Origin of the sequence: Gimesia maris (assembly GCF_008298035.1) — a bacterium.
GTDB classification, from domain to species: domain Bacteria; phylum Planctomycetota; class Planctomycetia; order Planctomycetales; family Planctomycetaceae; genus Gimesia; species Gimesia maris.
Genome location: NZ_CP042910.1, coordinates 6,369,488 through 6,394,941, shown reverse-complemented (window position 1 = coordinate 6,394,941; position 25,454 = coordinate 6,369,488). Strand labels below are relative to the sequence as shown.

19 protein-coding genes are annotated in these 25,454 nt (G+C 49.9%); 15 read left to right on the top strand and 4 right to left on the bottom strand.

Going from position 1 to position 25,454, the window contains the following annotated elements; genetic code table 11:
* Window positions 1-37: 37 nt before the first annotated feature.
* Window positions 38-1,462 carry a sulfatase family protein gene (locus GmarT_RS23705; RefSeq protein WP_002647736.1) on the bottom strand — a complete coding sequence of 475 codons (1,425 nt, stop codon included), beginning with the start codon at window positions 1,460-1,462 and terminating at the stop codon, window positions 38-40.
* A 250-nt stretch (window positions 1,463-1,712) separates the two neighbouring features.
* Between GmarT_RS23705 and GmarT_RS23700 the strand changes: the two genes are divergently transcribed.
* The 8 genes from GmarT_RS23700 (at window position 1,713) to GmarT_RS23665 (ending at window position 14,272) form a co-directional block, all read left to right on the top strand.
* A complete protein-coding gene (locus GmarT_RS23700) occupies window positions 1,713-2,285 on the top strand; it encodes a MarR family winged helix-turn-helix transcriptional regulator (RefSeq protein ID WP_002647737.1) in 573 nt (190 codons plus the stop codon).
* A 66-nt stretch (window positions 2,286-2,351) separates the two neighbouring features.
* Window positions 2,352-5,123, top strand: coding sequence for a TolC family protein (locus GmarT_RS30130; protein ID WP_081459551.1), 2,772 nt, complete (start codon window positions 2,352-2,354; stop codon window positions 5,121-5,123).
* A 256-nt stretch (window positions 5,124-5,379) separates the two neighbouring features.
* Window positions 5,380-6,987, top strand: a complete 1,608-nt coding sequence (locus GmarT_RS23690) for a permuted SH3 domain-containing protein (RefSeq protein ID WP_230682514.1) — start codon at window positions 5,380-5,382, stop codon at window positions 6,985-6,987.
* Entirely contained in the window at window positions 6,984-7,697 is a 714-nt protein-coding gene (locus GmarT_RS23685; RefSeq protein WP_002647740.1) for an ABC transporter ATP-binding protein, read from the top strand. Before GmarT_RS23690 ends, GmarT_RS23685 begins: the two co-directional genes overlap by 4 nt.
* 56 nt (window positions 7,698-7,753) lie before the next feature.
* On the top strand, window positions 7,754-9,094 hold the full coding sequence (locus tag GmarT_RS23680) for an ABC transporter permease (protein WP_002647741.1): 1,341 nt from the start codon (window positions 7,754-7,756) through the stop codon (window positions 9,092-9,094).
* A 200-nt stretch (window positions 9,095-9,294) separates the two neighbouring features.
* A complete protein-coding gene (locus GmarT_RS23675) occupies window positions 9,295-11,346 on the top strand; it encodes a thioredoxin-like domain-containing protein (protein WP_002647742.1) in 2,052 nt (683 codons plus the stop codon).
* 271 nt (window positions 11,347-11,617) lie between these two features.
* Entirely contained in the window at window positions 11,618-11,890 is a 273-nt protein-coding gene (locus GmarT_RS23670) for a 2TM domain-containing protein (RefSeq protein WP_002647743.1), read from the top strand.
* A gap of 27 nt (window positions 11,891-11,917) precedes the next feature.
* Window positions 11,918-14,272: a heavy metal translocating P-type ATPase gene (locus tag GmarT_RS23665; RefSeq protein WP_002647744.1), complete on the top strand. Its 2,355-nt coding sequence runs from the start codon at window positions 11,918-11,920 to the stop codon at window positions 14,270-14,272.
* A gap of 9 nt (window positions 14,273-14,281) precedes the next feature.
* On the opposite strand, the gene GmarT_RS23660 is transcribed toward GmarT_RS23665, so the two are convergent.
* The 3 genes from GmarT_RS23660 to GmarT_RS23650 all read right to left on the bottom strand — a co-directional run bounded on the left by GmarT_RS23660 (window position 14,282) and on the right by GmarT_RS23650 (window position 16,967).
* On the bottom strand, window positions 14,282-15,139 hold the full coding sequence (locus tag GmarT_RS23660; protein ID WP_149303321.1) for an alpha/beta hydrolase: 858 nt from the start codon (window positions 15,137-15,139) through the stop codon (window positions 14,282-14,284).
* A 110-nt stretch (window positions 15,140-15,249) separates the two neighbouring features.
* Window positions 15,250-16,449: an SGNH/GDSL hydrolase family protein gene (locus GmarT_RS23655; RefSeq protein ID WP_002647746.1), complete on the bottom strand. Its 1,200-nt coding sequence runs from the start codon at window positions 16,447-16,449 to the stop codon at window positions 15,250-15,252.
* A 155-nt stretch (window positions 16,450-16,604) separates the two neighbouring features.
* Complete coding sequence (locus GmarT_RS23650; RefSeq protein ID WP_002647747.1) at window positions 16,605-16,967, bottom strand: hypothetical protein; 363 nt, start codon at window positions 16,965-16,967, stop codon at window positions 16,605-16,607.
* 304 nt (window positions 16,968-17,271) lie between these two features.
* On the opposite strand from GmarT_RS23650, the gene GmarT_RS23645 reads away from it, so the two are divergent.
* The 7 genes from GmarT_RS23645 to GmarT_RS23615 all read left to right on the top strand — a co-directional run bounded on the left by GmarT_RS23645 (window position 17,272) and on the right by GmarT_RS23615 (window position 25,285).
* The gene (locus GmarT_RS23645) at window positions 17,272-19,032 is read left to right on the top strand and encodes a CRTAC1 family protein (protein WP_149303319.1); all 1,761 of its coding nucleotides are present in this window, start codon (window positions 17,272-17,274) and stop codon (window positions 19,030-19,032) included.
* Between the two features lie 98 nt (window positions 19,033-19,130).
* Window positions 19,131-20,969: a carbamoyltransferase family protein gene (locus GmarT_RS23640; RefSeq protein ID WP_002647749.1), complete on the top strand. Its 1,839-nt coding sequence runs from the start codon at window positions 19,131-19,133 to the stop codon at window positions 20,967-20,969.
* On the top strand, window positions 20,935-21,423 hold the full coding sequence (locus GmarT_RS23635; RefSeq protein WP_157158971.1) for an SxtJ family membrane protein: 489 nt from the start codon (window positions 20,935-20,937) through the stop codon (window positions 21,421-21,423). The genes GmarT_RS23640 and GmarT_RS23635 overlap by 35 nt, the downstream gene beginning before the upstream one ends.
* A gap of 47 nt (window positions 21,424-21,470) precedes the next feature.
* A complete protein-coding gene (locus GmarT_RS23630; RefSeq protein WP_149303315.1) occupies window positions 21,471-21,695 on the top strand; it encodes a DUF5989 family protein in 225 nt (74 codons plus the stop codon).
* A gap of 260 nt (window positions 21,696-21,955) precedes the next feature.
* The gene (locus tag GmarT_RS23625) at window positions 21,956-22,369 is read left to right on the top strand and encodes a carboxypeptidase-like regulatory domain-containing protein (RefSeq protein ID WP_149303313.1); all 414 of its coding nucleotides are present in this window, start codon (window positions 21,956-21,958) and stop codon (window positions 22,367-22,369) included.
* Window positions 22,370-22,648: 279 nt separating this feature from the next.
* Window positions 22,649-23,611, top strand: coding sequence for a DUF1559 domain-containing protein (locus GmarT_RS23620; RefSeq protein WP_002647753.1), 963 nt, complete (start codon window positions 22,649-22,651; stop codon window positions 23,609-23,611).
* A gap of 714 nt (window positions 23,612-24,325) precedes the next feature.
* Window positions 24,326-25,285 (top strand): DUF1559 domain-containing protein, encoded by a 960-nt coding sequence (locus GmarT_RS23615; protein ID WP_002647754.1) that lies wholly within the window; start codon window positions 24,326-24,328, stop codon window positions 25,283-25,285.
* Window positions 25,286-25,454 lie beyond the last annotated feature (169 nt).

Below are 25,454 nucleotides of genomic sequence, written 5' to 3'. Positions count from 1 at the left end.
ATGATCCTGAAGAACTTGCAGTAAAACTGGACACAGTCTAATTCGGCAACGGGATTTCCAACTGTGACGGGACCGGTTTCACCGTTTTATGATGCTGTTCTGCGGCAGCTTTGAGCTCCTTGATGACATCAGGATGGTCTTGGGCCACGTCATACTTTTCAGACGGATCATGTTCCAGATGGTATAAAACCGGTGGATCGTGTTCCTGAAATGGTTCGCGACCATAAGCAGGTTTGGTGATGAAGTGTGCTTTCCAGGGGCCCTTTCGAAACGCCATCAGTTTCGTGCCTCGATAATAGGCCAGTTCCTCACGCGGGCTGTTTTCCTTTTTCAATAATACAGGAGTGAGATCGACTCCATCCACCACTTGGTCGGTCGGAACGGAGCCCCCCGCCAGCTTAATGGATGTCGTATAGATGTCCATTGTACTTCCCAGTTCCTGCGATACCGAACCCGAAGGAATGTGGCCGGGCCACCAGGCGATCGTTGGTTCACGCATCCCTCCTTCCCAGGTACTGCCCTTCCCGTCCCGAAGCAGGCCGGCTGACCCTCCCTGCTCATTAAAGATCAGCCAGGGGCCATTATCGCTGCAAAACCAGACAATTGTATTCTGGTCCAGCCCTTGTGTTTTGAGTTCTTTCAGAACCTCACCCACACTCCAGTCGATTTCCTCAATCACGTCTCCATACAGTCCGCGCCGACTTTTGTCCTGAAACTCCGGGGAGCGAAAAAGAGGTACATGAGGCATGTTGTGTGCAAGGTAGATGAAGAAAGGCTGCTGCTTATTCTGCTGAATCAGTTTAATAGCCTCTTCCGTATAACGTTTCGTGATCGTGGTCTGGTCAGCCGGTAGTTCGACGACTTCTGTATTACGCATCAGGGGGACATTCCAGAACTTGACTTCCGGCTTGAGGAAAATACTGCGTCCGTGCTTTCGGTCTGCGACTCGATCCATATCGTTGGAGTAAGGAATTCCAAAATAGCTGTCAAAGCCATTGTTTGTGGGCAGAAACTGGGGCAGATGACCCAGGTGCCACTTACCGACGCAAGCTGTTTTATACCCGGCTGCTTTCAAAGCTTCTGCAAGTGTGACTTCACTTGCAGGAATTCCCCCGCCGGAATTGGGGAACAGGACGCGCCGTTTGTCGCTGCACATACCTGAACGAATCGGATAGCGACCCGTTAACAACGCTGCCCGACTGGGAGTGCACACCGGAGCCGCGGAGTAAAACTGGGTAAATTTCATTCCTTCTGCTGCCATCTGATCCAAGGCCGGCGTCTTAATCGTCGGGTGCCCGAAGCAGCCCAGGTCCCCGTATCCAAGGTCGTCAGCGTAGATCACGATGACATTCGGACCGGGGGCTGCGTTGAGATCGGCGACTGAGGTTAATAGCAAGAATAGGGCGATAAGGGGGGATGCGTATTTATATACTGTGTGATGAGCGCGGTCTGATTGTTTCATGTAAAGCGTTCTCCCAGATGGGGTTTCGAGTAAATCAATCAAAAGCATCTGATTGATTGTTCCGACTTTCCTCCGACTGTGCAACCTGAAATCAGATTTTACTTATGTAAAACTTTGCGGGTTATGCCGATAACTCCTTCAGATACTAATACTTCATGTCCGAAATATAAATAAGGGCATTTGCGCTGCCTGGAGTTTGCAGCGTTCATGATTGATTTGCGTTAGAAGAATCAGTTCAAGGCTGAAATATATGGCACAGGAAAGTAATACGAAATTCGATTCCATCTCCGGTCCTGCCGACTGGCGTTCTCTGCAACATCATGAGAGCGTCGAGCAGATTGATCTTTTGATCCGCACCGCACATTTAATCCGGGTGGCATTGAATCAAAGTTTCTCGCAACTGGAGATCAATGAAGTTCGCTATTCTGCTTTGAAGGTGATTGACTCGGTTACAGAAGCCGGCTGTTCACAATCGGAACTGGCCCGAAAGCTGGGGCAGTCCGAGTCAAATATCTGTACTCTGATCGAACGCATGGAAGGTGACCAGCTGGTTGTGCGGCGTCAGTCACAGAAAGACCGACGGAAACGCGTGCTGGAAGTGACTGAGCAGGGCGCACAATTGCTGGAACGGGTGAAGACCTTTCATGGCATTGTTTCGCAGCGACTGCTGGCAACTCTCTCTGCTGATCAGAGAAGACAGTTGAATGGCATGTTGCAGTCGTTATTAAAGTCAGCACACATTCAACGTTCTCAAAGGGAAACCGTCAAAACATTTCCCGGTTCAGAGGGGCCATTTCCCTTTCAGGGTACGCCCGCTGCTTAATGAGATCATTTTCTTTTCTTCGATACTACCAGGCGTTTTAATAAATTCTGTAACGGATACTCATCCATGAGGCGCACAAATCTGATTTCCTGTTGTGACACATTCAAGCCAGTCCTCTCTATTGCGACGATGGTCTGTCTGGTTGTGCTCTCAGTCGGTTGCTCTCCTACCTTCTGGGCCGATCAGGCCAACTCGGACAGTTATGAGATTCTGGCTGAGAAAGCCAACGACCCGGCATGGGAAGTGCCACGCTATGATGTGGAACCGGATCCACGCAGTCGGTTCTATGATCCGTATGACCCGAATCATGAGCCCCTGCCTCCCGACGATCCGGCGGCCAATGTTTACATGCACTGGTTGCAGTGTAAAAAAGGTTATAAGAGCTGGCATAAATTTGGCCGTGCACTCAGTATCGAAAACCCGGACTGGTTGGTGCAGTATGGGATCAGTCCTGAATTAAGTGCCGAAATCGCTGCTTCTGGCAATTCGTTACCCGGCACGGAATTACCGGCGCTGGAAGATGTCACACTGCGGGAAACAATTGATATCGCCAATATCAACAGTCGTGAGTATCAGTTTCAAATCGAAAATCTGTTCCTCGCTGCTTTGGATTTAACCTTTGGGCGTTTTCAGTTTGATGTTCGTTACCTGGGTGTGGGCGGTCAGAACCCTCAGGCTGAATTGAATCGCAGACGCCTGGCAAACGGGACCCAGGAACTGGACCTAAGCAGCCGAATGGGCGTCAATCAGGTTCTGCCCAGTGGTGCCCAATGGGCAGTTGAGCTGGCTAACAATACACTCTGGTTGTTTTCCGGATCGAATCAGACGAATTCTGTCAGTGTGCTTTCCTATTCCCTCGTGCAACCTCTGCTGTTTGGTGCAGGACGGAAGGTCGTTTTGAACAACCTGACGCAGGATGAGCGCAATGTGTTGTATCAGACGCGCGTTCTGGCCCGCTTCCGTAAAACCTTTTTTACTCAGAACGTGGCAGGTGGAGATGGTTTTCTGCAACTGTTGCAACAGCTGCAGGTGATTTACAACGAACGCGATAACATCAAACGACTCGAACGCCAGGTGGAAATCCTCAGGGCACTCTCTTCACAGAAACCCAAAGTGCAGTCTGAGCGTCTTGATAAACTGCCTGAGAACTGGATCATTCCACCAGAGCTGGTGGAGAAACTTGAATTCGATGAAGAGGCGCGAATGCTCTCCTGGAAAGGTGAGATGACAGCAGAGCAGGAAAAACGTCTGCTCGCGCTCAGCGATGAAGACGCTTATCAGGCGACCGTCGGCGAACTCGTGCAGCGGATTCGGACGGAAGTCGTCACACTGGATGTGGCCCAGTTGGAAACCAGGCTGGCCCAGTCGATCAACCGTCTCCGTTCTCTGGAACGGGCCTATCAGGATGCGCTGGGAAGATTCAAACTCTTTCTCGGTCTGCCCCCCAATATGCCAATGAGTATTGACGAATCTCTGCTGAAACCATTTCAGTTGATCGATCCCCTGTTGCCGGGTATTGAACAGGAGATTTATGACTATGTCGAAGTCTGGGCTAAGGTCTACGTGGAGGACTGGGAAGATCCCAATCTTGTCCCGCCGACCACTGCGGAACTGCTCAAGGTAGTGGAAGGTCTGCAAGTATTGCAGGGACGTCTCGAAGAAGATGCCCTGCTGACGCTTGAGCAGGATATTAAAAACGTGGATCAGCTGCTGGGTGACAGCGAGGAGGGGGTCTCTGAGGAAATTCTGGCCTTACGCAAACGCCGATTCCAGTCGGACGAAGACCGTGAACGGGTCCGTCAAAGCACAGCAAATGATATACGATTGTATTCTGGGGTTCGTAAGGAAATTCAGGAGATGAAAAGTCGTCTGGAAGGGCTGAAAGGCTTTTTGAGTGAAGAAACGCTCTCCAACGACCAGAAAAAACGAATTATCCTGGAAATGGCCAATTTGCGGGAAGACATGCTCAGAACCTCGCAGGGAATGCAGGTGATCGAGATAGGCTTGCGAGTCGAACTCATTACACTGGAACCATTTACGATGGATAGTACTGAGGCAGTGCGTCTTGGTATCGAGAATCGTCTGGACCTGATGAACCAGCGAGGATTCGTCATGGATGCCAGAAGATTGATGGAAGTGCGGTCTAATTCCCTGGAAGCGGTGTTAAATGTCGTAGTAGATGGAGACATAAGTACGCCTCTCGGCAAAAATAAGCCTCTTGACTTCCGCGGTAGTCAGGCGGGATTACGGGCTGGGATCGAATTTACGGCTCCGTTATCATTAGTACAGGAGCGAAATGCCTATCGTGAATCTCAAATCGAATATCAGCGGCAGCGTCGTACCTTTATGGAAGCGCAAGACGATGTGACATTTGAGATTCGTCAGAGCTGGCGACAGCTGAATGTGCTCCGTCAAAACTTCGAAACATCACGGGTTCAGATTCGACTTGCGGCACTGCAGTACGACAGTGCAGTCGAAGCCACCTCAGACCCGGCCCAGGCTGGTCGAAACCAGGGGTTAAATCTGTTAAATGCGTTATCATCAGTATTGGAAGCACAAAACAGTTTAATCAGCAACTGGGTAAATTATGAACAAAACCGACTTAACATCTATCGAGATATGGGTATCATGGAGATAGATGAAAATGGTATTTGGAAAGACGATTTCTATCAACACCGCGCGGGAAGAATCAGGCCTACCAATGAGCACCGCCAATCCACCCCAGGAACAACTGAAACAAGAGTCACTGCAGGAGAAGACATCCAACCAGTCGTCTTCCGACCTGCAGCAGAACTCAACGCACTCACCGAAACAGAAGAAGAGCAAGCGCCTCAATAAAGCCAAGCTGCTGATCATCGCATTGATTGTCGGCGCGATACTTGTTCTGACGGTCCCCGTATTGCGCACGCCGCTGCTTTCGGTCTTTTCTTCAGGTTCAAAGAAGAATACGACTTACATTACGGACAAGGCAACCAGGGGGCCGTTTCGGGTATCGGTAACCGAACGTGGTCAGCTTGACAGTTTGAATAACGTGACCCTGTCCAGCAAAGTCAAAGGCTTTACCACCATCCTCAGTATTGTTCCCGAAGGAACGATGGTAGAGAAAGGGGACGTCGTTTGTGAACTCGATTCATCCCTGCTGGTGGATAAAGAAAAACAGCAGCAAATTCAGGTGACACAAACTGAAGCAGAGCTGAAGCAGGCCGAGGAAAATGTTGAGATCCAGAAGACGCAAAATGAAAGCGATACTTCGGCTGCCGAGCTGGCGTTAATTCTGGCGAAACTCGATCTGGAGAAATTCCTCAAAGGGGAATCTCAGCGAGACCTCAACGTGAAAGAAGGTGCCATTACCAAAGCGCGTGAGGACCTGCAGCGCGCCGAAGAAGCCTTTGAGTTTTCGAAGCGCATCGCCAAAAAAGGTTATAAAAGTCAGAACGACGTCGAGGCCGACCGCATCAATGTGGTAAAAGCAGAGATTGATCTGGAAATAGCCAAAGAAGATCTCAAAGTAGAAAAAGATTACGTACAGACCCGCAAACATAAAGAGCTGGAAGCAGACGTAGACGAAAAGAAACGAAACCTGGATCGTGTGATCCGTCAGGGCATCGCTACACAGGCTCAGTTCGATGCACGCCTCAAAGCCAGCCAGTTGACTTATGAAGTCGAGAAAAGTGAACTGGAACGTATTCGTGAGCAAATCGTGGCCTGTAAACTGATTGCACCACAAAATGGTCAGGTCGTTTACGCCAACCAGGACAGTGGTCGTCGCAGCAGTGGTGAAGATGTGATTGAAGAAGGGACAGAAGTCCGGGAACGTCAGTCCATTATTCAACTCCCCGACTTCTCGCAGATGAAAGTGGATGCCCGCATTCACGAATCAAAAATCAGTATGATCAATCAAGGCTTGCCTGTTGATATCCGCGTCGATGCCTTTCCGGAACAACTCTATCGAGGTATTGTCGACCAGGTTTCCTCTGTGCCGATTTCTTCCAACTGGATGCGACCTGACTTAAAAGAGTATAAAGCCACGATCAGAATTCTTCCTGACAATGGTGACATCACCAAGCTCAAGCCGGGTTTAACAGCCGAAATTGAAATTCGCGTTGATCAGCGCCCTGATATTTTACAGGTGCCGGTACAGTCGGTGATCACGATTGGCGAGCAGCGTTATATGTTTATTTTAATGCCAGATGGAACGTCAGAACGCCGAGAAGTCAAAATCGGTCAGGCCAGTGATACCATGATCGAAATTTTGTCTGGCATCGAAGCCGGTGAAGAAGTGATTTTGAACCCGCGGACCCACTTTGCCGATGAGCTGATCGAACTGGAAGAACAGCTGGCCATGGAAAAGAAAAAGCAGGCTGAGAAAAAGGGGCCCGGTAGTGTGGATGCGAAGTCGGCTGGTCCCGCAGCGGGAAAAGCAGGCGGTGAAAAACCTCGTGGTGAGTCGGCAGAGAAGAAAAAACCTGCCGGTGGAAATGCCGGGGGCATGTTGCAGCGTCTGGATAAGAACTCTGATGGAAAAATTTCCAAGGATGAAGCTCCGGAACGCATGCAGGAGCGCTTCGATGAACTGGATGCCAATAAGGACGGATTTCTGGACGCAGCAGAACTCAGTAAGCTCCGGGGTCCCGGCGGCGGAGCAGGTGCTTCCGGTGGTGGGGCAGGAGGTTCAAGGCCCGGCGGAGAAAACCGACCATGAAGCTTGCTGCCCAAGTGATCGATCTCACCAAGTTCTATGATCTGGGGTCGGTGGTCGTCAAAGCGCTGCGGGGAGTGTCTACGGACTTCCCTGAAGGGGACTTTGTGGCCATTATGGGCTCCTCCGGAAGTGGTAAAAGTACCATGCTGAATCTGCTGGGGGCACTCGATCGACCCACCAGTGGCCAATACATCCTCGGCGGCCGCGATGTCTCTACGCTGGATGATGATGAACTCTCTGAGATGCGGAATGACATGATCGGATTTATCTTTCAGTCGTTCAACCTGATCACACAATACACGGTACTGGAAAACATTGAAGTCCCCCTGCTCTACCGGGCTGGTTACCCGGCGATTGGACGCGTCGAGCGGGAATGGTGCATGGAACTGGCCCGCATGGTCGGGCTCGGTGATCGCATGGATCACCGCCCTTTCCAGTTGTCCGGGGGGCAGCAACAGCGGGTGTCCATTGCCCGCGCGTTAGTCAATGACCCTCAAATTATCCTCGCAGACGAACCAACGGGTAACCTGGATTCTGCTACCGAAGCGGAAATCATGGATATCCTCCATAATTTGAATGCGGAGGGGCGTACCATCATAATGGTGACCCACGAACCGGGGATCGCCAAACAGACCAAGCGTCAGATTATGATGAAAGATGGTCTCATTGAGAGTGAAACCATCCTAGAACAGTCCCTCCCTGTCTCTTAACGCGACCGACAGTCGCCCGTTTACTTTTCATTCTGTATTACATTCAGGCACTTCGCATGTCCCGTATTATTCGTATCGTTCGGCTTGCTTTAAAAAGCTTAATGCTGCATAAGCTGAGGTCCGGACTGACGATGCTGGGGATTGTGTTTGGTGTTTTTTCCGTGATTGCGATGTTGGCAATTGGTGAAGGTGCCAGCGCCCAGGCACAGAAGCAGGTTCTCGAGCTGGGGGCCACAAACGTGATTGTCCGCAGTGTCAAACCGCCGCATGAAGTCACACAGTCTTCTACACGCAGCCGCGTTCTGCAGTATGGCCTGCTACGTTCCGATTATAAAATCCTGACACAAACTCTACCCACCATTACCAGTGCGGCTCCGATTCGCGAAGTGGATCGGGAAATCCGTTATCTCAAAGAAGCCATGAACGCTCGCGTTGTGGGGTGCACCGCCGACTATCTGGAGATGAATCATCTGCAGCTCTCTCAAGGGCGGTTTCTGACTGGCAGTGATCAAGAGAAGTTGTTGAACGTGACCGTGATTGCCAACGAAGTGGCCAACAGTCTGTTTAAGTTTGAAAATCCTCTCGGAAAATCCATTCGCATCGGTCCCATGTTTTATACCGTGGTCGGCGTGACGAAAGACAGGACGGCATCTGCCGCCATTGGAGGCAGTCTTTCCGGTCAGGATTATAACAAAGACGTCTATATTCCCATCAAAACCCTGCAGGCGCGCGAAGGGGATCTGGATATCAAAAATCAGGCTGGCAGTATGACAGCCGAACACATTGAACTCAATCAGATCACGTTGCGTGTGAATCATAAAGATGCTGTGCTGCCAACCGCCCAGGCAATTCGAGAGACACTCGATCAGTCACATCCGCGCACGAAAGACTATGCAGTAGTTGTGCCTTTGGAACTGTTAAAACAGGCGGAACAGATTCGAATGATCTTTAACGTCGTGCTGGGTTCGATCGCCGCCATCAGTCTGGTGGTGGGTGGCATCGGGATTATGAACATCATGCTGGCGACCGTGACTGAGCGCACACGTGAAATCGGAGTGCGACGCGCGCTGGGCGCTCGTCAAAGAGACATCATCGAACAGTTCCTGACGGAAACCATTGTGCTTGCCGGCTCGGGGGGATTGATTGGAGTGGTGTTTGGATTGCTGACGCCCGTCACCTTTCTGGGGATCCAGTGGTTCGTGCAGAACTTTGTGATGGAAGGGAACTCAGCGGGGTCGGAAGTCGGCCGCATGTTTTTTGATCTGCATCCCCAGATTGCATTCTGGAGTCTGCCTGTTGCCTTTGGAATTTCTGTGACGATCGGAATTATCTCTGGAATTTACCCGGCGATTTCTGCGGCACGCCTCGACCCGATTGAAGCACTGCGTCACGAGTAAACTTCAGCTGTCAGACTGCCGTTTCACAGATCATTTCATTTTGAGGTGTTTAATGAATCTGAAATCGTCTGTGAAATTATCAGGTTGAACTGTTCCACTCCGCCGCTGGCTGCTTACAATAGAAGTGTGCTCACTTCGCAGCACCCGCATCCAAAATTGAACCTGCCCCAGTTTGCCAACCAGAATATGGAGAATCAGGCATGCCAGGAAAGCCAGCTTTTCTGAATCTAATCCCCTGCACCGTTGCACTTTTCGCTCTGTTGTGTGCCGGCAGTTTTTCGTCTGCTGATGCTGATGAAAAAACTCCCGCTTCTGCAGCAGATGCCGAAATTCAAAATCCCTTTCCAGATCGTCCCAAGGCTCCCAGCATTGATGGTGGCGTCGAGTGGTTGAACACTTCGGGGGAAATCACGCTGAAAGATCTGCGGGGCAAAGTCGTTCTCATCGATTTCTGGACGTATTGCTGTATTAACTGCATGCATGTGCTGCCGGACCTGGCATACCTGGAAAAGAAGTATCCCAACGAACTGGTGGTCATCGGCTGCCATTCTGCCAAATTTGATAATGAAAAAGAGACCGATAATATCCGACGTGCCATTCAGCGTTATGAAATCAAACATCCGGTTATCAATGACGCCAACATGACCGTCTGGCGGAAGTTTGGTGTGCGTGCCTGGCCGTCCATGGTCTTGATTGACCCGGAAGGAAATTACTGCGGCCATCTGTCAGGTGAAGGGAATCGGGAACTGCTGGATAAAGTTCTGGAAAAGGTGATCGCCTATCATCGCGCCAAAGGGACACTCGATGAGACTCCCGTGCATTTTGAACTGGAGTCGGCCAAATTAAAACAAACCCCACTCAAATTTCCGGGCAAACTGCTCGCTGATCCCGCTCAGCAGCGATTGTTCATTTCCGACAGCAACCATAACCGGATCGTGATTGCTTCGCTGGATGGAAAGCTGATCGACGTCATAGGCTCAGGTCAGATTGGGAACAAAGACGGCGACTACAAAACCGCCTCCTTTGATCATCCGCAGGGGATGGCCCTGGTGGGAAATACACTGTATGTGGCGGATACGGAAAATCATTCAATTCGAACTGTTGATCTCGATAAAAAACAGGTCAGTACGCTGGCTGGTACCGGGGAACAGGCGCGTTTTCGTTCTGCAGGAGGGAAACTGAAAGAAGCGGCCCTCAACAGTCCCTGGGCGCTGGCGGCAATCGATGATGTGCTCTATATCTGCATGGCGGGACCGCATCAGATCTGGTCTCATAAACTCGGTTCCGATGAAATCGGCGTCTATGCCGGCTCCGGACGGGAAGATATTACCAACGGGCCACTGGAAACGTCTGCGTTTGCGCAGACGTCAGGGATTGCCGTGGATGGAGACGTTTTCTACGTCGTTGACAGTGAAGGCTCTGCTGTTCGCAAAGTGGATACGAAGAACAAAACCGTGAGCACTGTTGCAGGAACTTCTGATCTCGAACGCGGACGCTCACTGTTCGAATTCGGCGACAAGGATGGGATCGGTGAAGCGGCCCGACTGCAGCATCCGCTGGGCGTGCTTTATGATAACGGGCGGCTGTATGTCGCTGACACTTATAATCATAAACTGAAAACCATCGATCTCAAGACAAACGAAGTCAAAACGTTTCTGGGAACCGGCAAGGATGGCAACAGCCTGAACCCGGTTGAGTTCTCTGAACCATCTGGCCTGGCAAAGGTGGGCAATCGCCTGTTTGTGGCTGATACCAACAATCAGCGGATTTGTGTTGTGAATCTGGACGATCACAAAGTCAGTGAATTCAAAATCGCAGGTTTAGCTCCTCCCAGCCTGCCGAAAACCGTTGATGACAGTTTTACCGCTGCCGCAGATAAAGCATTGAATGCCCCTCCGCAGAAAGTGGTTCCCGGCGCTGCTCTCAAAATCAAAGTCTCTCCCCAGTTGCCGACAGACTATAAGCTTTCTCCGTTGGCACCTGTGAAGTTTACCTTCAAGTCAGCCGAAAACCCCGAGGTGATACTGGCACGGGGAAAAGGGGCCGTGGAAGGGGATCAACTGGTCCTGCAGTTACCCGCCATGAAGCAGTTGTCGGGCAAATATACTTTGAATCTACGGTTTGGTTACTGCCGCGATGGAGTGGGGGGCTTATGTAAACAGCATTCTGCACAATGGAACATTCCTCTGCAGGCTGACAAAGGTGCCAAAAGCGAGAGTATCTCCCTCTCTCTGGATCTTTCTAAAGAGTAATTAAAATAGAAATAATCTGATTCAAACGGTTGCTGATCTCTCAATCTGAAGGGGCAGCAACCTTTTTTTTCATCAATTAATCCATAGAAATTCAGATCTGTGCCTCGTGCGTTAGCCATAATACCGAATTTTCAGCGACTTACAGACAATGTGGGGTGCTCATGCCAGACTGGCATAGCAATTGCGATTCTTTTCTCAGGCAGACGGTTTAAAATCAAGCTGTTTTTTTAATATGTTCTGCGGTATAAAATCTGAGACAGGAGAAACCGTAATGGCAAAGACTGAGAAAAATTACGATCTGGCAAAAGAGCGGGTCGAAAAGAAAATGGGATTTGTGATTCATAGTGGTGTTTACGTAGTAGTCAATGCCGGTCTGATCGCGTTAAATCTGACGCGGTCTCCCGACAAATACTGGTTCATCTGGCCTCTGTGTGGCTGGGGGATCGGTATTGTGTTTCACGCCATCAAGGTATTCGGCCCTTCCAGCACGACGAGCCTGAAAGAAAAAATGATTGAGAAGGAACAGGCAAAACTCAATCATTAATTTGAAACTCTAACAGAAAAGTACTTCATGACTGCCACTGATCCGATCTGCCACATGGAAGTCGACGAGTCTACTGCGTTGCACGAAACCGTCGATGGTCAAGACTGGTATTTCTGCAGCCAGGGGTGTCGCGACAAGTTTGTTGCCCAGCATGTAGAGCCTGAGCCAGAGAAAAAGCATAGCTGCTGTCAACATGATCAGCAGCATGATCACCACGGACAGCATCAGTCTCACAAACAGGAACCCCGGGATGTACCTGCCGGCACAATCTATTCCTGCCCCATGCATCCGGAAATCGAACAGGTGGGCCCTGGCAGCTGTCCGATCTGTGGTATGGATCTGGAACCGCTGATGCCTCAGAAAGAGGAATCGCCGGAAGAAGCTGCCGAATATGAGCGGATGTCCCGTCGTTTCTGGGGCGGGCTGATTCTGGGATTGCCGGTGTTCCTGCTGGCGATGCTGCCCATGACGGGGATTCCGGTTCATCACTGGATCTCACCGGAAATATCCGGCTGGATTCAGTTCCTGCTCAGTACTCCGGTCATGTTCTGGGCTGGCTGGCCTTTGTTTGAACGTGCCTACCGTTCGGTCATCAGCATGAATCTGAACATGTTCACGCTGATCGGGATCGGTACAGGTACCGCCTACATTTACAGTCTGATCGCGTTGCTGGCTCCCGGGATCTTTCCTGCTTCTTTTCAACATCAAGGAACGGTTGAGCTGTATTTCGAAGCGACCGTAGTGATCACAGTACTGGTCCTACTGGGCCAGATGCTGGAACTGAGAGCGCGCAAACGGACCAACAGCGCAATTCAGGAACTGCTTTCGCTTGCTCCGCCGACCGCCCGTCTGGTTGTAGATGGCGCAGAGCGGGAGATCGCGCTGGAAGAAGTACAGACCGGAAATCTGCTGCGTGTGCGACCCGGCGAAAAAGTGCCCGTGGATGGCGTAGTTCAGGAAGGAAAAAGCCTGATTGATGAATCGATGATTACCGGCGAATCGGTTCCTGTCACCAAAGAGCAGGGGGATGACGTTATTGGAGGGACCGTGAATCAGACTGGTTCATTCCTGATGAAAGCCGAAAAAGTCGGAGGCGAAACACTGCTGTCACAGATTATTCAGATGGTATCCAGCGCCCAGCGCAGTCGTGCACCGATTCAACGGGTGGTGGATACGATTGCTTCTTACTTTGTGCCTGCTGTGCTGGCTGCTTCCGTACTGACCTTCATCCTCTGGAGCTGGCTGGGTCCAGAACCCCGCTTCGCGTATGCTCTGATCAATGCGGTGGCTGTTTTAATCATCGCCTGTCCCTGTGCGCTGGGGCTGGCGACTCCCATGTCGATCATGGTAGGAGTGGGACGCGGAGCAAAGCACGGGATCCTGATTAAAAACGCCGAAGTACTCGAAACCCTGCAGAAAGTAGATACGCTGGTGGTCGATAAAACAGGCACGCTCACCGAAGGTCAGCCTCGACTGACAGAATGTGCGCCTGCTGCAGATTATAGCGAAGCAGATCTGCTGCAGATTGCCGCTTCCGTCGAACAGCACAGCGAACATCCTCTCTCACAGGCAGTCGTCGTTGCTGCGAAAGAACGTGAGTTGAAACTGAGTGAAGTCAGTGACTTTGACTCCGTTACCGGTGCAGGGGTGAAAGGCACTGTAAATGGCAAAGCGGTGCTGGTTGGCAGTGCTTCCTTTTTGCAGGATCAGTCAATTCACATCAAAGACGAACTGAATTCGCGGGCAGACCGGCTCCGGGAAGAGGGGCAGGGCGTAATATTTGTCGCCATAGCCAATGAGTTTGCGGGTTTCCTCTCGGTATCTGATCCCATCAAAGCAACGACGGCACAGGCAATTCAGAAGTTGCATGAACTGGGCCTCTCGATTGTGATGATGACGGGCGATAATGAAAAAACGGCCCGCGCAGTCGCGAAGTCACTCAACATTGATGATGTGGAAGCAGGAGTGAAGCCGCAGGACAAATACGAAAAAATCAAAGCGCTGCGAAATGCAGGTCACAAAGTGGCGATGGCGGGAGACGGCATCAACGACGCGCCAGCCCTGGCGGAAGCCGACGTGGGCATCGCCATGGGAACCGGTACCGATGTCGCCATTGAAAGTGCCGAAGTCACGCTGGTCAAAGGGGATCTGCGTGGAGTCGTCGATGCCATCGATCTCAGTCGACTGGTCATGAAAAATATCCACCAGAATTTGCTGTTTGCGTTCGGTTATAATGCGCTGGGTATTCCGATTGCTGCAGGCATTCTGGTCCCCTTCCTGGGAATGCATGCGTTGTTAAGCCCGATGATTGCTGCAGCAGCCATGAGTTTCAGTTCAATCTCTGTGATTGCCAATGCACTCAGGCTGCGTTCACAATCCTGATGGCTTGTATCAGTCGGCTTGTTTTTTCGCTTTGATAACGCGTTTGACTTCTTCCAACAGCAGGAAATGTCCTGGCCTGGCCATGGTGCCGTGGGTGAAACCGTCCAGTTCAAACAGCTGCGCCTGCGGATGCTTGACCACCTGTAGCAGGCGATGCATGTAAGCGTTTTCTTCGTAGCGTGTGGGAAATTCCAGTTCCCTGTCACCGGTAATCAGCAGGATCGGGGGCGCATCTTTGCGGGCGTGAAACAGGGGCGCCATATTATCGATGATAGGTTGATCGCGTTCGATTCCCTTTTCTTCGCGAACAGTCATGTGTGTGATGCAGTGACCACTGTAGGGGATCAGTCCGGCAATGCGATTTGCATCGATGTCATGCGCAGCGAGCCAGCGTTTATCCAGTCCCAGCATACTGGTCAGGTAGCCGCCTGCGGAATGGCCGGCGACAAAAATCAATTCGGGATCACCGCCATATTCGCTGATATGCTGAAACGTCCAGGCCACGGCAGCCGCCGCATCTTCGAGGTAGGCCGGTTTTTTGGCTTTAGGAAACAGACGGTAATTGACGGCAACAATCGCCAGACCCTGGTTCTGCAGTTCTTTCGGAATCGATTTACTGCCCCCTTTCAAACCCCCGCCATGAAACCAGACGACCGTGGGAAATCCTTTCAACTTTGTGGGATAGTATAAATCCAGATTGCAGCGTTCCTGCATGTATTCGTTCTGCTGTGATTCCTCAGCCGTATAATACGGGATATCGTTCAGCGTTTTATAACGAACTTTGGTTTCCTCAGCCCGAGCGACCTGCATCGATGTCAGTATTAACGTGACGATTATCATGCGGAATCGAATTTCTCTCAGTCGCATCGCTCTACCTTGTTGTATCAAATATTTAACAGGAAGTGTTTTTGTCTTGTACTGGTTTATTTGAGAGTAAAACTGCTCTCCAGTTGAAAACCGGAATTTGATTTTGTCTCTTACGGCTGGTCTGGTTCAAGAAACCAGGGGACATCCTTTTTCAGCCATTCGATGATGGCCTTACTCGCGATCGCATTGGCTTTACCGTTGGGGTGATGGTCTGTGGCATGCACCCATAGATCTGAAGTCTTCTGTCCTGCAAAAGCGGTGGTCAGGTCCAGCACGGGTAAGCCTGCCTGTTCTGCCAGCGCCGCGACCTGGGTATGAATCGGTTTCAAAGGGTACTCCGATTCAAAACCTTCCATCAGGGGATAGATGACGAATACGGAGCGGCAGCCCGGGATCTTAGGTATTATCTGAATGGTCTCTTTGAAAACTCGCAGGTTTTCTCTGTTGAATTCAGGGTTATACGAGTCGAGATACCACTGCACGGTTTCTCTTTTAATTTTGTCCATTTCGAAGGGAGCGGTCAGCAGGGCAACGGACTTCAGATTGCCTCCATGCCAGCTGTTCTTTTTGTAATCGTCGAGGTATTGATCGCGGATCTGGACCAGGTCGTTGATGTACTTCTGACGGTCCGCGAGTCGCGGGTGTAATGGAATGTCGTTCGGAATAAAGACAAAGATCGCCCGATGGCAGTCCGCTCCCTGCGCGATGGCTGCCAGGATCTGCAGTTCATCCATGGTGTTTGCACCAACCTGACCACCGTTGATGACTTCATAGTTTTTCCCCAGTTGGGCTTCCAGTTGACGGGAGATGGTTTTTTCAATGGGAACGCCTTCGCCGAAGACAAACGAGTCTCCCACGCAGGCAATCCGCATTACTCCTTCAGGAGCCTCGTCCGGATATTCGCGGTCCCTGATTCCCTTGGTTGAATGCATGTATTTCACACACCAGGGGGTTTCATTCAAACGATCCAGGGGCAGAGGTTGGGGATTCATTGTATAAGTCAGTAGCTCCCATTTGCCCTGTGTAGTATCGGGCAGGGGAGAGAACTCTTCGTGAGGATTGTCGGGATAGCATTGATAGTAGGTGATCGGATTCTGATTTGTCAGTTCGGTGAGTTCAGTCAGTTGTCGCTTGGAAATCAGTCGGGGAGGTTCGACATGGAAGATACGTACGACTGTTTCAACGACAATCAGGCTGAGCAGCAGCCCTACTCCCAGAGCGGCGAAACGAAACAGAATGGTCTTGTTCCTGCTGCGCCCTGTGTTCTCGGTTGTGTTCTGACTGGATGTATTATCGGAAGACTGGTTCAAGGGAGTTTCGATCTGACGGAAAAGGTTTCAGAAGGGTGAGCCTTTGATTATATCTTTTGTCATCATAAGGATTCTATTGTTTTTGATACAAATCAATTCGATTTTGGATATCTTATGCCGGCTCCGATCCTGCGGGGACCAGTTTCTTTTCGTATTCAACGCAGATAGAGCTGCGGTAGATTGTTGCAGTTGTTGTAATGATTCTGCCAGGTTGTAGTAAGCGGGGCAAAATCGTCATCATATTTAATAGCGGTTTTGAAGCAGGGGGTCGCTTGAATATGTTGACCCTGTATTTGCAGCGTGGTTCCCAGGTTGCCAGGTGAATCGGGATTCAGGTAAGGGTTCTGCGTGAGATGCATCTCATCATCCCAGTCCAGCAGGGGATAAGACAGACAGTGGGAGAACACGAGAAGCAGAAGAATCAGGTAGAAGACGACGACTTTCAGGAATGAGTGTCTGCCAACATTTTCAGATGAATGTGATGTTTCATTTGATTCAATAAGAGCAATGTCATTCATTGATGGTGATCTTACTATGCCAACCCGTATCCGGGGATCTACAGAAGGAATTCCGCCGAGGATTGACTCGCTTCGGTACTGCAACCGTTGTATGATCCTATTTAACAATGTTTATTGAGGGAAAGCAAATCAATCCTGATTTGGATTGAGAGCTGCCTGTCCGGTATTCTTCATCGTCGCTCTCGAAGAAGAATCATATAAATCGATTGAATCTGAGTGGACTCTTACAAATAATGATCTGACAGCCAGTCGAATTCAAATTTCTTACAGTAGCAGGGGTGAGGTGAAATTGGTTCCGTTTACGATGTATCACCGACTTCCGGTCCTGCTGTTCCTGTTGTGTATTACACATATCAGCGGTTGTGAACAGACGAAATCAGAACCCGGTCAATCGTCGGTCAGTCAGGCTACACCCGTCATAAAGGTAGACAGGTCGTCTACGCAGGCTACTGCGAAGGCGTCTCCGTTTCAATTTGTCGATATCGCTCACCAGAGTGGGATTGATTTTACCTATTATGGAAATCCCAGTCCGCAGCATTACATGGTGGAACAGAATGGAGGCGGAGTCGCGCTGTTTGATTATGATGGCGACCATTGTCTGGATGTGTTTCTTTCCAATGGATCACATTTTGATCGTCCGGCTGAAGAAGCAGGCGAAGTGCATCGGCTGTTTCGATCCACAGGGAAGCTCCCGCAAGAACTGCAATTTGAAAACGTCGCTGCGGCGGCAGGTGTAGAACGGTCTGACTTTGGCATGGGGGTTGCCTGCGGGGATTATAACAATGACGGGTTTGTGGACCTCTATTTATGCACGTATGGGAAAAATTATTTCTGGGAAAATAACGGAGATGGCACCTTTTCTGACATCACGGACACAACGCTGACGGGGGATGACCACTGGGGAGCCAGTGCCGCCTTTGGGGACCTGGACGGAGACGGAGACCTGGATCTGTATGTCGCCAACTATGTCGAGTATTCCCGCGAAGATCCACCCTGCTATTTAACGATCGGCTCTCAGCGGGTGAAGATTTCCTGCGGGCCGATTGGCAGAATTGCGGAGCAGGATCTATTGTTTGAGAACCGGGGGGATGGTCGGTTTGTGGATCGCTCAGAGTCGGCAGGCATCATTCAGCCCACCGGGGGTAAAGGGCTGGCAGTGCAGATTGTTGATCTGAATCGGGATGGCCTGCTCGATATTTTTGTTGCGAATGACACATCAGATAATTTTCTGTTTATCAATCAGGGAAACCTGAAATTCGAGGAACAGGCGCTGGTACTGGGGGTTGCTGTGGGGGACCAGGGGGAACCGCAGTCGTCAATGGGCATCGCGTGTGCCGACTTCAATCGCAACGGTCTGCTGGATCTGTTCGTCACAAATTTTGAAAACGCGGCCAATGATTTCTATGAACAACTGGAAGTCGGCGGATACGTGACCACCAATTCCCGTCTCGGACTGGATACGACATCACGACCCATGCTGGCATTCGGAACCATCTTTGCCGATTTCAATTTGGATCAGTGGCCCGATCTGTTTGTTGCGAACGGGCATATCTGGGATCTAAGTGGACTCGGAACCGAGCATGAATACGAAATGACGCAACAGCTCTTTTATAATCAGCAGGGAAAGCGGTTTCAGGATGTTTCGCAGAATGCGGGGCCCTATTTTCAATCAAAATTTCTGGGACGCGCGACTGCTGCCGGTGATATCGATAACGATGGCGATGCCGACCTGCTGGCAACGCATGAAATCAAACCGGCGGCACTCCTGCAAAATGTGAGTCCTCCGCAAGGCAAGAGCGTGCGCCTGCGATTCATCGGTGTGCAAGGCGCGAGGGAACCGCTGGGGTGTACTCTGAAAGTTGTGACCGACGATGTGGAACAGATCCTGGTCATTCCGGCTGGAGGCAGCTATCAGGCGTCCAGCGATCCACGTGTGATCGTACCTGCAGGAAATGCGACATCAATCCAAAGCCTGGTACTCACCTGGCCCGATGGCAGCCGCGAAGAATGGAAAGATCTGCCAATCCAGAGAGAATGGACACTGATTCAGGGGACGGGGCAATAACCGCTCTTGCAGGTTCACTTTTATTTGTGGTACTACGGTGTTCCAATTGATACCGTTTCCACACGCTTTGGTTTTTCAAATATCGGACTGAGTTCTGCATGACCGCGATTCTGGGCATCTCCGCTTTCTATCATGATTCAGCAGCTGCCATTATTGTGGATGGTGAGATTATCGCTGCTGCCCAGGAAGAACGGTTTACCCGCATCAAACATGATGCGGCCTTTCCGGAACAGGCAATCGCGTACTGTCTGGAAGAAGCAGGCCTGACACCCGATCAGATCGATCTTGTGGGCTTTTATGAAAAACCGTTTTTAAAGTTTGAACGTCTGCTGGAAACAACGCTGGCTTTCGCACCGTGGGGGTTCAAAGCGTTTCTGAATACGATTCCCAGCTGGCTCAAAACCAAGCTGCATCTTCCCCGTGTGATCAACGACGGATTGAATCAGCAGTACAACAAGCGGATCGTGTTTGTAGAGCATCATGAGTCACACGCTGCCAGCGCTTTCTATCCTTCACCGTTCGAAGAGGCGGCTTTTCTGACCGTGGATGGTGTGGGAGAATGGGCGACTGCCAGCTATGGAGTCGGTCGGGGAAACCGGATCGAGATCCAGAGCGAACTCTACTTTCCTCACTCCGTCGGACTATTGTATTCGGCATTTACATACTATTGCGGGTTTAAGGTGAACTCGGGCGAATATAAACTGATGGGCCTGGCTCCCTATGGGGAACCCCGGTATGCCAGTCTGATTCGTGAAAATCTGGTGGATATCAAGCCTGATGGATCGATTCGCCTCGATTTATCCTGTTTCGATTACTGTCATGGTCAGACCATGACTTCCAGAAAATTCCATCAGCTGTTTGGCGGTGAACCCCGCCAGCCGGAATCGCAAATCACGCAGCGCGATATGGATCTGGCTGCATCCATCCAGATGGTAACCGAAGAGATTCTGATGAAAATGGTGCAGCACGTGCATGCACAGACCGGACAGTCGCGGCTCTGCATGGCTGGTGGAGTCGCCTTGAATTGCGTGGCGAATGGCAAGATTCTGCGGGAAGGCCCCTTTGAAGAAATCTGGATTCAGCCGGCTGCAGGAGACGCAGGCGGCGCATTGGGGGTGGCCCTGTTTATCTGGAATCAACTGCTCAGGAAACCGCGCACGATTCGACCCCAAGATCAGCAGCAGGGAAGTTTCCTGGGGCCTCGTTTTTCTGAGGATCAGATTCGGAAATTTCTGGATGAGAGTGGCGTGGTGTACCATTATCGCCAGGATGAAGAAGAACTTTGTAACGAAGTGGCCGGTTACATTGCGAATGAGAAAGTGGTGGGCTGGATGCAGGGGCGAATGGAATTTGGGCCACGTGCATTGGGAGGGCGGAGTATTCTCGGCGATGCGCGCAGTACAACGATGCAGTCGATCATGAACCGGAAAATCAAATTTCGAGAATCGTTTCGCCCTTTTGCTCCTTCGGTTTTACAAAGCCGGGTCGCTGACTATTTTGATTTTCCTCCCAATGTAGACAGTCCTTACATGCTGCAGGTTGCCGACGTACAGACACATCAGCGAAATACGCTGCCCGCAGAAAGTGCGCAGCTTACAGGTCTGCAGAAGCTGCAACAGGTTCGATCCAGTGTGCCTGCAATTACGCACGTCGATTTTTCTTCTCGACTGCAGACGGTCGACGCGGATCGTCATGGACGGTATTTTAAATTGATAACCGCGTTTGAAAAGTTGACCGAATCACCAGTCATTATTAACACCAGTTTTAATGTGCGTGGCGAGCCGATTGTCTGCGGGCCGGAGGACGCGTATCAGTGTTTTATGGCAACTAATATGGACGTACTCGTGCTCGAACAGTTTATCATTCTCAAGTCAGAGCAACCTGATGCGCGGACCTTTGAAGATGACCAGCACCTGGATGAGTTCGCGCTGGATTAAATTCATCGATCATGACTTAAGAAAGCGGAACCTGAAGATGGCATTAGCAGAAATCAACTGGAAACCTGCACCACGCGAGTTGCGGATTTTCTCAGTGGCGGTGGGCTGCCTGCTGGCATTGATTGCATTTGTCAGCTTTCGCGCGACAGCCGCGGTTCCCCTGGCAGTGACGCTGACGGGAATGGCGTTGCTGATCGTAGTGTCTGGACTCATCGCTCCTGCAACGATCAAGCCCGTTTATCTGGGGTGGATGATCCTGCTGTACCCCGTTCGCTGGATTGTTTCCTGTCTATTGATTGCTGTGGTATATTATCTGCTGATCACACCGATCGGACTCGCCTTGCGACTGCTGGGACATGATCTGATTGGCAGACGCTTTGATTCGCAGGCGACCTCCTACTGGAAGTCAGAACGTCGCACCAGGCGGGAACGGGATTATTTTCGTCAGTTTTGATGCGGGTTGAAATTACCGATTACGTAACAGAAATCAGAGGTAAGAAAATGTCAGAACAGTCCGATTCACAATCGAATGCATCTGAAGAACAGACGTCTGATTTCCTGTCGCAATCTGAATCGAAGGCTCCCGGAATCCTGGCTGAGTTCTGGGATTTTTTAAAGCATAACAAGAAATGGTGGTTAGCGCCGATCATTATCGCGCTTCTGTTGATTGGCCTGCTGATACTCATCAGTGGCAGCGCGATCGCACCGTTTATCTATCCCATTTAATCGGATGCATTGCTTCAGCAGTTCCGTAATCTCTCAGGTATTACAGATTCTCTAAAGCCGAATTATCACGTACTGTACAGGCGGAAATGTTCGTTATGAATTTTTATAAAATAACATTTTCTTTATATCTATTATAAAAAAATTCTTTCCTTTATGAATTTTTCTTGGTAGCCTAAAGGCAGCACATCAAACATTCTAATTTATTTCTTGTGAATCATTCATTCGAATTTACGACCTTCTAAGATTCAGGAGACACCAAAGTGCGACCAGCTTTGTACTCAGTTCTGTTGTTTTCTCTTATTGCTCTCTCTGGTTGTGGTAGTGATCCCACAGCTGATCTTGGAACCTCTGTTACGGTTACCGGAACAATCACCATGGATGGCAATCCCTCTGATGGTGTAGAAGTAATTTTTAAGAGGCTCGATGCAGGGGCACCTGCTGAATATCGACAGTATGTTGCAACGACCGATTCGGCCGGCAAGTACAGCCTTGAAAATGTGTACCCGGCGAAATACGCAGTGATGGTCAATGAGAAAAAAGATGAAAAAGCAGAAGAAGAGGGGGCAGCCGCCTTTGAAACGGGCCCTTATAAAAATTATGGCGCGCAAAGTGAACTTGTAGCCGAAGTCACAGAAACCAATAAAACTTTTGATTTTGAGTTAACCTCAAAATAAACAAATTCCTTTCAAAAGAGCCGGAGTGCCCTGAGTTAAAACATGAACTCAGGGCTCTGCGCTGCATAAAAATAATAAGAGCGAAACACTGGTCTGGCTTGCCAGCACAGTCAATCAAATTAACACAGTAGAAGACGAAGGCAACTTTCTCTGGCGGGGTTTTTACCGCGTGAAGAGTTGATCGTAAATCTAATATTTCGTGTGAAGCGATTTGGTATTCCCAATCGTTATCCCAGACTATGCGTTATTATTTTTTAATTGTTGTAAAGGAGTTTACTTATGAAACGCAAGGCATTTACGTTAATTGAGCTATTGGTGGTGATCGCCATCATTGCCATTCTGATCGCATTGCTTCTACCGGCGGTACAACAGGCTCGTGAGGCAGCCCGTCGCAGCACCTGTAAGAACAATCTGAAGCAGATTGGCCTGGCTCTGGCCAACTACATTGATCGCACGAGTGGTGTATTTCCTCGTTCTGTCATTTCTCCCGCCGGTGCAACCTGCTGTTGTCAGAGCTATTCCTCTTCAGCTCCGGTAGACAGAACTGGCGTTCCGCATAGCTACCATACCATGCATACGATGCTGCTGCCCTATATCGATCAGGCCAATATCTATAATCAGATAAACATGAGCCTGCGTTTTGATGATGCCACAAATTTACCAGCAGGAGCCAACCAGATTCCTGTCTACATCTGTCCCAGCGACAATCGGACCCATGATTCATCGGTCAGTAATAACGGTCTGGCGACGCACAATTACCCTGGTGCCGGCTCGACCCATTCTTATGGTCTGTGTGGTTATCATGGAACTTCGGGAGTCTTCGCCGAACGGAACGGACAGTTGCATCCCACTTTAGATAAACCAACTCACCCGGCCATGAAATTACGGCTGATCACAGATGGTACTTCTAATACCATCTGTTTCTCAGAATTTGCTCAGAACCGGGCGAAAACAGCTAACTGCGGGTTTACCAGTACTACAAATCAGGCGAAGTATGGTTGGGCACAACCTGCTGTGGGAGGTACGGCTTATTCGATCCGTCGGGAGTCCACTCCCAACGGTTGTCATGGCACCTCGACCAATGGATCGAATTCCGGGATTGCCCGGAGCTGGCACGTTGGTGGCGTACATGCCCTGATGGTAGACGGGTCGGTGCACTTTGTAGGTGACAGCATTGATGGTCCTACCTGGCAGTACCTGCATTCATTCAGTGATGGGAATGTCGTCAGTATCAATCAGTGATATTGATCCCATTGGTTCGCAATGGGTTTGATTTGGAAAATGATGAACCTGAAAGTGGATATTCCGTTTTCAGGTTCATTTTTACGTTTGCCTGTGATAACCTTGAGTGTGTACAAATGTGTGTATTTCGTGTTTTGTGCCAGATCGTCTTGACGCCAGTCCCGGGTACTGGTTGAATTAATAGAGGGAAATCTGGTTGTCAGTATTAACAAAGATACGAAACCTGCATGAAATCCCGGTGTTTATTATTAAAGCGATCTTTTCTAAATAATCAGAACACAGATCAGAGACAGATTTTCATCCTTCTTCTCTGGGAATTATATCCGTTCTCACTGGTTCGAGTCTGATGTGCTCTCTCCAGTCGGACCGGTACTTTTTTAACGAATGATAAGTTTCAGGTAATCAGGTCAGTTGCTCACAAGTATTACGATTACACGTAAAATGGAGGACTGTTTTCAGCTTAAAGGATAGACCTTTTCAGGCATTTAAATGGTGTAGTTTTTTTGCTGTCTTACTGACCCAACCACGAAACGATTAAATTTTTGTCACAACAACAGAATAAAAAAGCCCTTCCACAGTAGATCTCTATCAAGTCAGTATCATTCGCCGCTCAATGACTTTTTAAGACAGCATTTTCTGCCAGTGTGTCAAAAACTGTTTCGTCATTAATTACTAATTAAAACTTATTCATTTCTAAGAAGGAGAGATCCCTAGATGAAACGCAAGGCATTTACATTAATTGAGCTTCTGGTGGTGATTGCGATTATCGCAATTCTGATTGCATTGCTGTTGCCAGCCGTGCAGCAGGCCCGTGAAGCGGCCCGTCGCAGTACCTGCAAAAATAATCTGAAGCAGATTGGTCTGGCACTGGCTAACTATCTCGATCGTACAACGGGAGTTTTTCCCCGGGCCAGTATTTCCCCGAACGGGAGAGGTTGTTGCTGCGGCACCTATACTGCTTCCGCACATAATACGACGGGAGTTCCACACAGTTTTCATACGCTGCATACCATGTTGCTGCCTTATATCGATCAGGCGAATATTTATAATCAGATGAATATGAGTCTGCGTTATGATGATGCCACAAATTTACCTGCAGGAGCCAACCAGATTCCTGTTTACATCTGCCCCAGTGACAATCGTACTCATGACTCATCTGTCAATAATAATGGTCTGGCGACGCATAATTATCCGGGAGCCGGCTCAACGCATCCTTCGGGTTTTTGTGGTCAGCATGGAACATCCGGAGTGTTTGCCGAACGAAACGGACAGTTAAATGAACTGGGTACTGCGTTGACCCATCCCGCGATGAAACTGCGTCTGATCACCGACGGGACTTCCAATACGATCTCATTCTCTGAGTTTGCTCAGAACAGGACGAAGACAGCTAATTGTGGCTTTACTGGTACGGGGAATCAGGCCAAATATGGCTGGGCAGAACCCGCACTGGGTGGTACTGCTTATACGATTCTCAATTTGTCGACGCCGAATGGTTGTAACGGAACCAGTTCCGCTGGTTCCAACTCCGGGATTGCCCGCAGCTGGCACGTTGGTGGCGTACATGTTCTGATGGTGGATGGGTCGGTGCACTTTGTTGGTGACAGCATTGATGGACCTACCTGGCAGAGCCTACATACTTTCAGTGACGGGAATGTCGTCAGTATCAATCAGTAATATTGAGCAGTTTGTGAACTGAAACACGTAAAGCCAACTCTGATGAGATCAAAGTGTAGCTAACCCGCCCGTTCCTTTTTTCCTGATACAGGAGCGGGCGGTTTTCGTTTTTAGTTGTATTCACATTGCAGGATCAGGTATCTTATCTGTTCAAGGTCCTGTATCCAAA

Bases quoted from the DNA above. Each gene is read 5' to 3' on its own strand.
- GmarT_RS23705 (WP_002647736.1), bottom strand. From the start codon at position 1,462: ATGAAACAATCAGACCGCGCTCATCACACAGTATATAAATACGCATCC.
- GmarT_RS23700 (WP_002647737.1), top strand. From the start codon at position 1,713: ATGGCACAGGAAAGTAATACGAAATTCGATTCCATCTCCGGTCCTGCC.
- GmarT_RS30130 (WP_081459551.1), top strand. From the start codon at position 2,352: ATGAGGCGCACAAATCTGATTTCCTGTTGTGACACATTCAAGCCAGTC.
- GmarT_RS23690 (WP_230682514.1), top strand. From the start codon at position 5,380: ATGGTAGAGAAAGGGGACGTCGTTTGTGAACTCGATTCATCCCTGCTG.
- GmarT_RS23685 (WP_002647740.1), top strand. From the start codon at position 6,984: ATGAAGCTTGCTGCCCAAGTGATCGATCTCACCAAGTTCTATGATCTG.
- GmarT_RS23680 (WP_002647741.1), top strand. From the start codon at position 7,754: ATGTCCCGTATTATTCGTATCGTTCGGCTTGCTTTAAAAAGCTTAATG.
- GmarT_RS23675 (WP_002647742.1), top strand. From the start codon at position 9,295: ATGCCAGGAAAGCCAGCTTTTCTGAATCTAATCCCCTGCACCGTTGCA.
- GmarT_RS23670 (WP_002647743.1), top strand. From the start codon at position 11,618: ATGGCAAAGACTGAGAAAAATTACGATCTGGCAAAAGAGCGGGTCGAA.
- GmarT_RS23665 (WP_002647744.1), top strand. From the start codon at position 11,918: ATGACTGCCACTGATCCGATCTGCCACATGGAAGTCGACGAGTCTACT.
- GmarT_RS23660 (WP_149303321.1), bottom strand. From the start codon at position 15,139: ATGCGACTGAGAGAAATTCGATTCCGCATGATAATCGTCACGTTAATA.
- GmarT_RS23650 (WP_002647747.1), bottom strand. From the start codon at position 16,967: ATGAATGACATTGCTCTTATTGAATCAAATGAAACATCACATTCATCT.
- GmarT_RS23645 (WP_149303319.1), top strand. From the start codon at position 17,272: ATGTATCACCGACTTCCGGTCCTGCTGTTCCTGTTGTGTATTACACAT.
- GmarT_RS23640 (WP_002647749.1), top strand. From the start codon at position 19,131: ATGACCGCGATTCTGGGCATCTCCGCTTTCTATCATGATTCAGCAGCT.
- GmarT_RS23635 (WP_157158971.1), top strand. From the start codon at position 20,935: ATGACCAGCACCTGGATGAGTTCGCGCTGGATTAAATTCATCGATCAT.
- GmarT_RS23630 (WP_149303315.1), top strand. From the start codon at position 21,471: ATGTCAGAACAGTCCGATTCACAATCGAATGCATCTGAAGAACAGACG.
- GmarT_RS23620 (WP_002647753.1), top strand. From the start codon at position 22,649: ATGAAACGCAAGGCATTTACGTTAATTGAGCTATTGGTGGTGATCGCC.
- GmarT_RS23615 (WP_002647754.1), top strand. From the start codon at position 24,326: ATGAAACGCAAGGCATTTACATTAATTGAGCTTCTGGTGGTGATTGCG.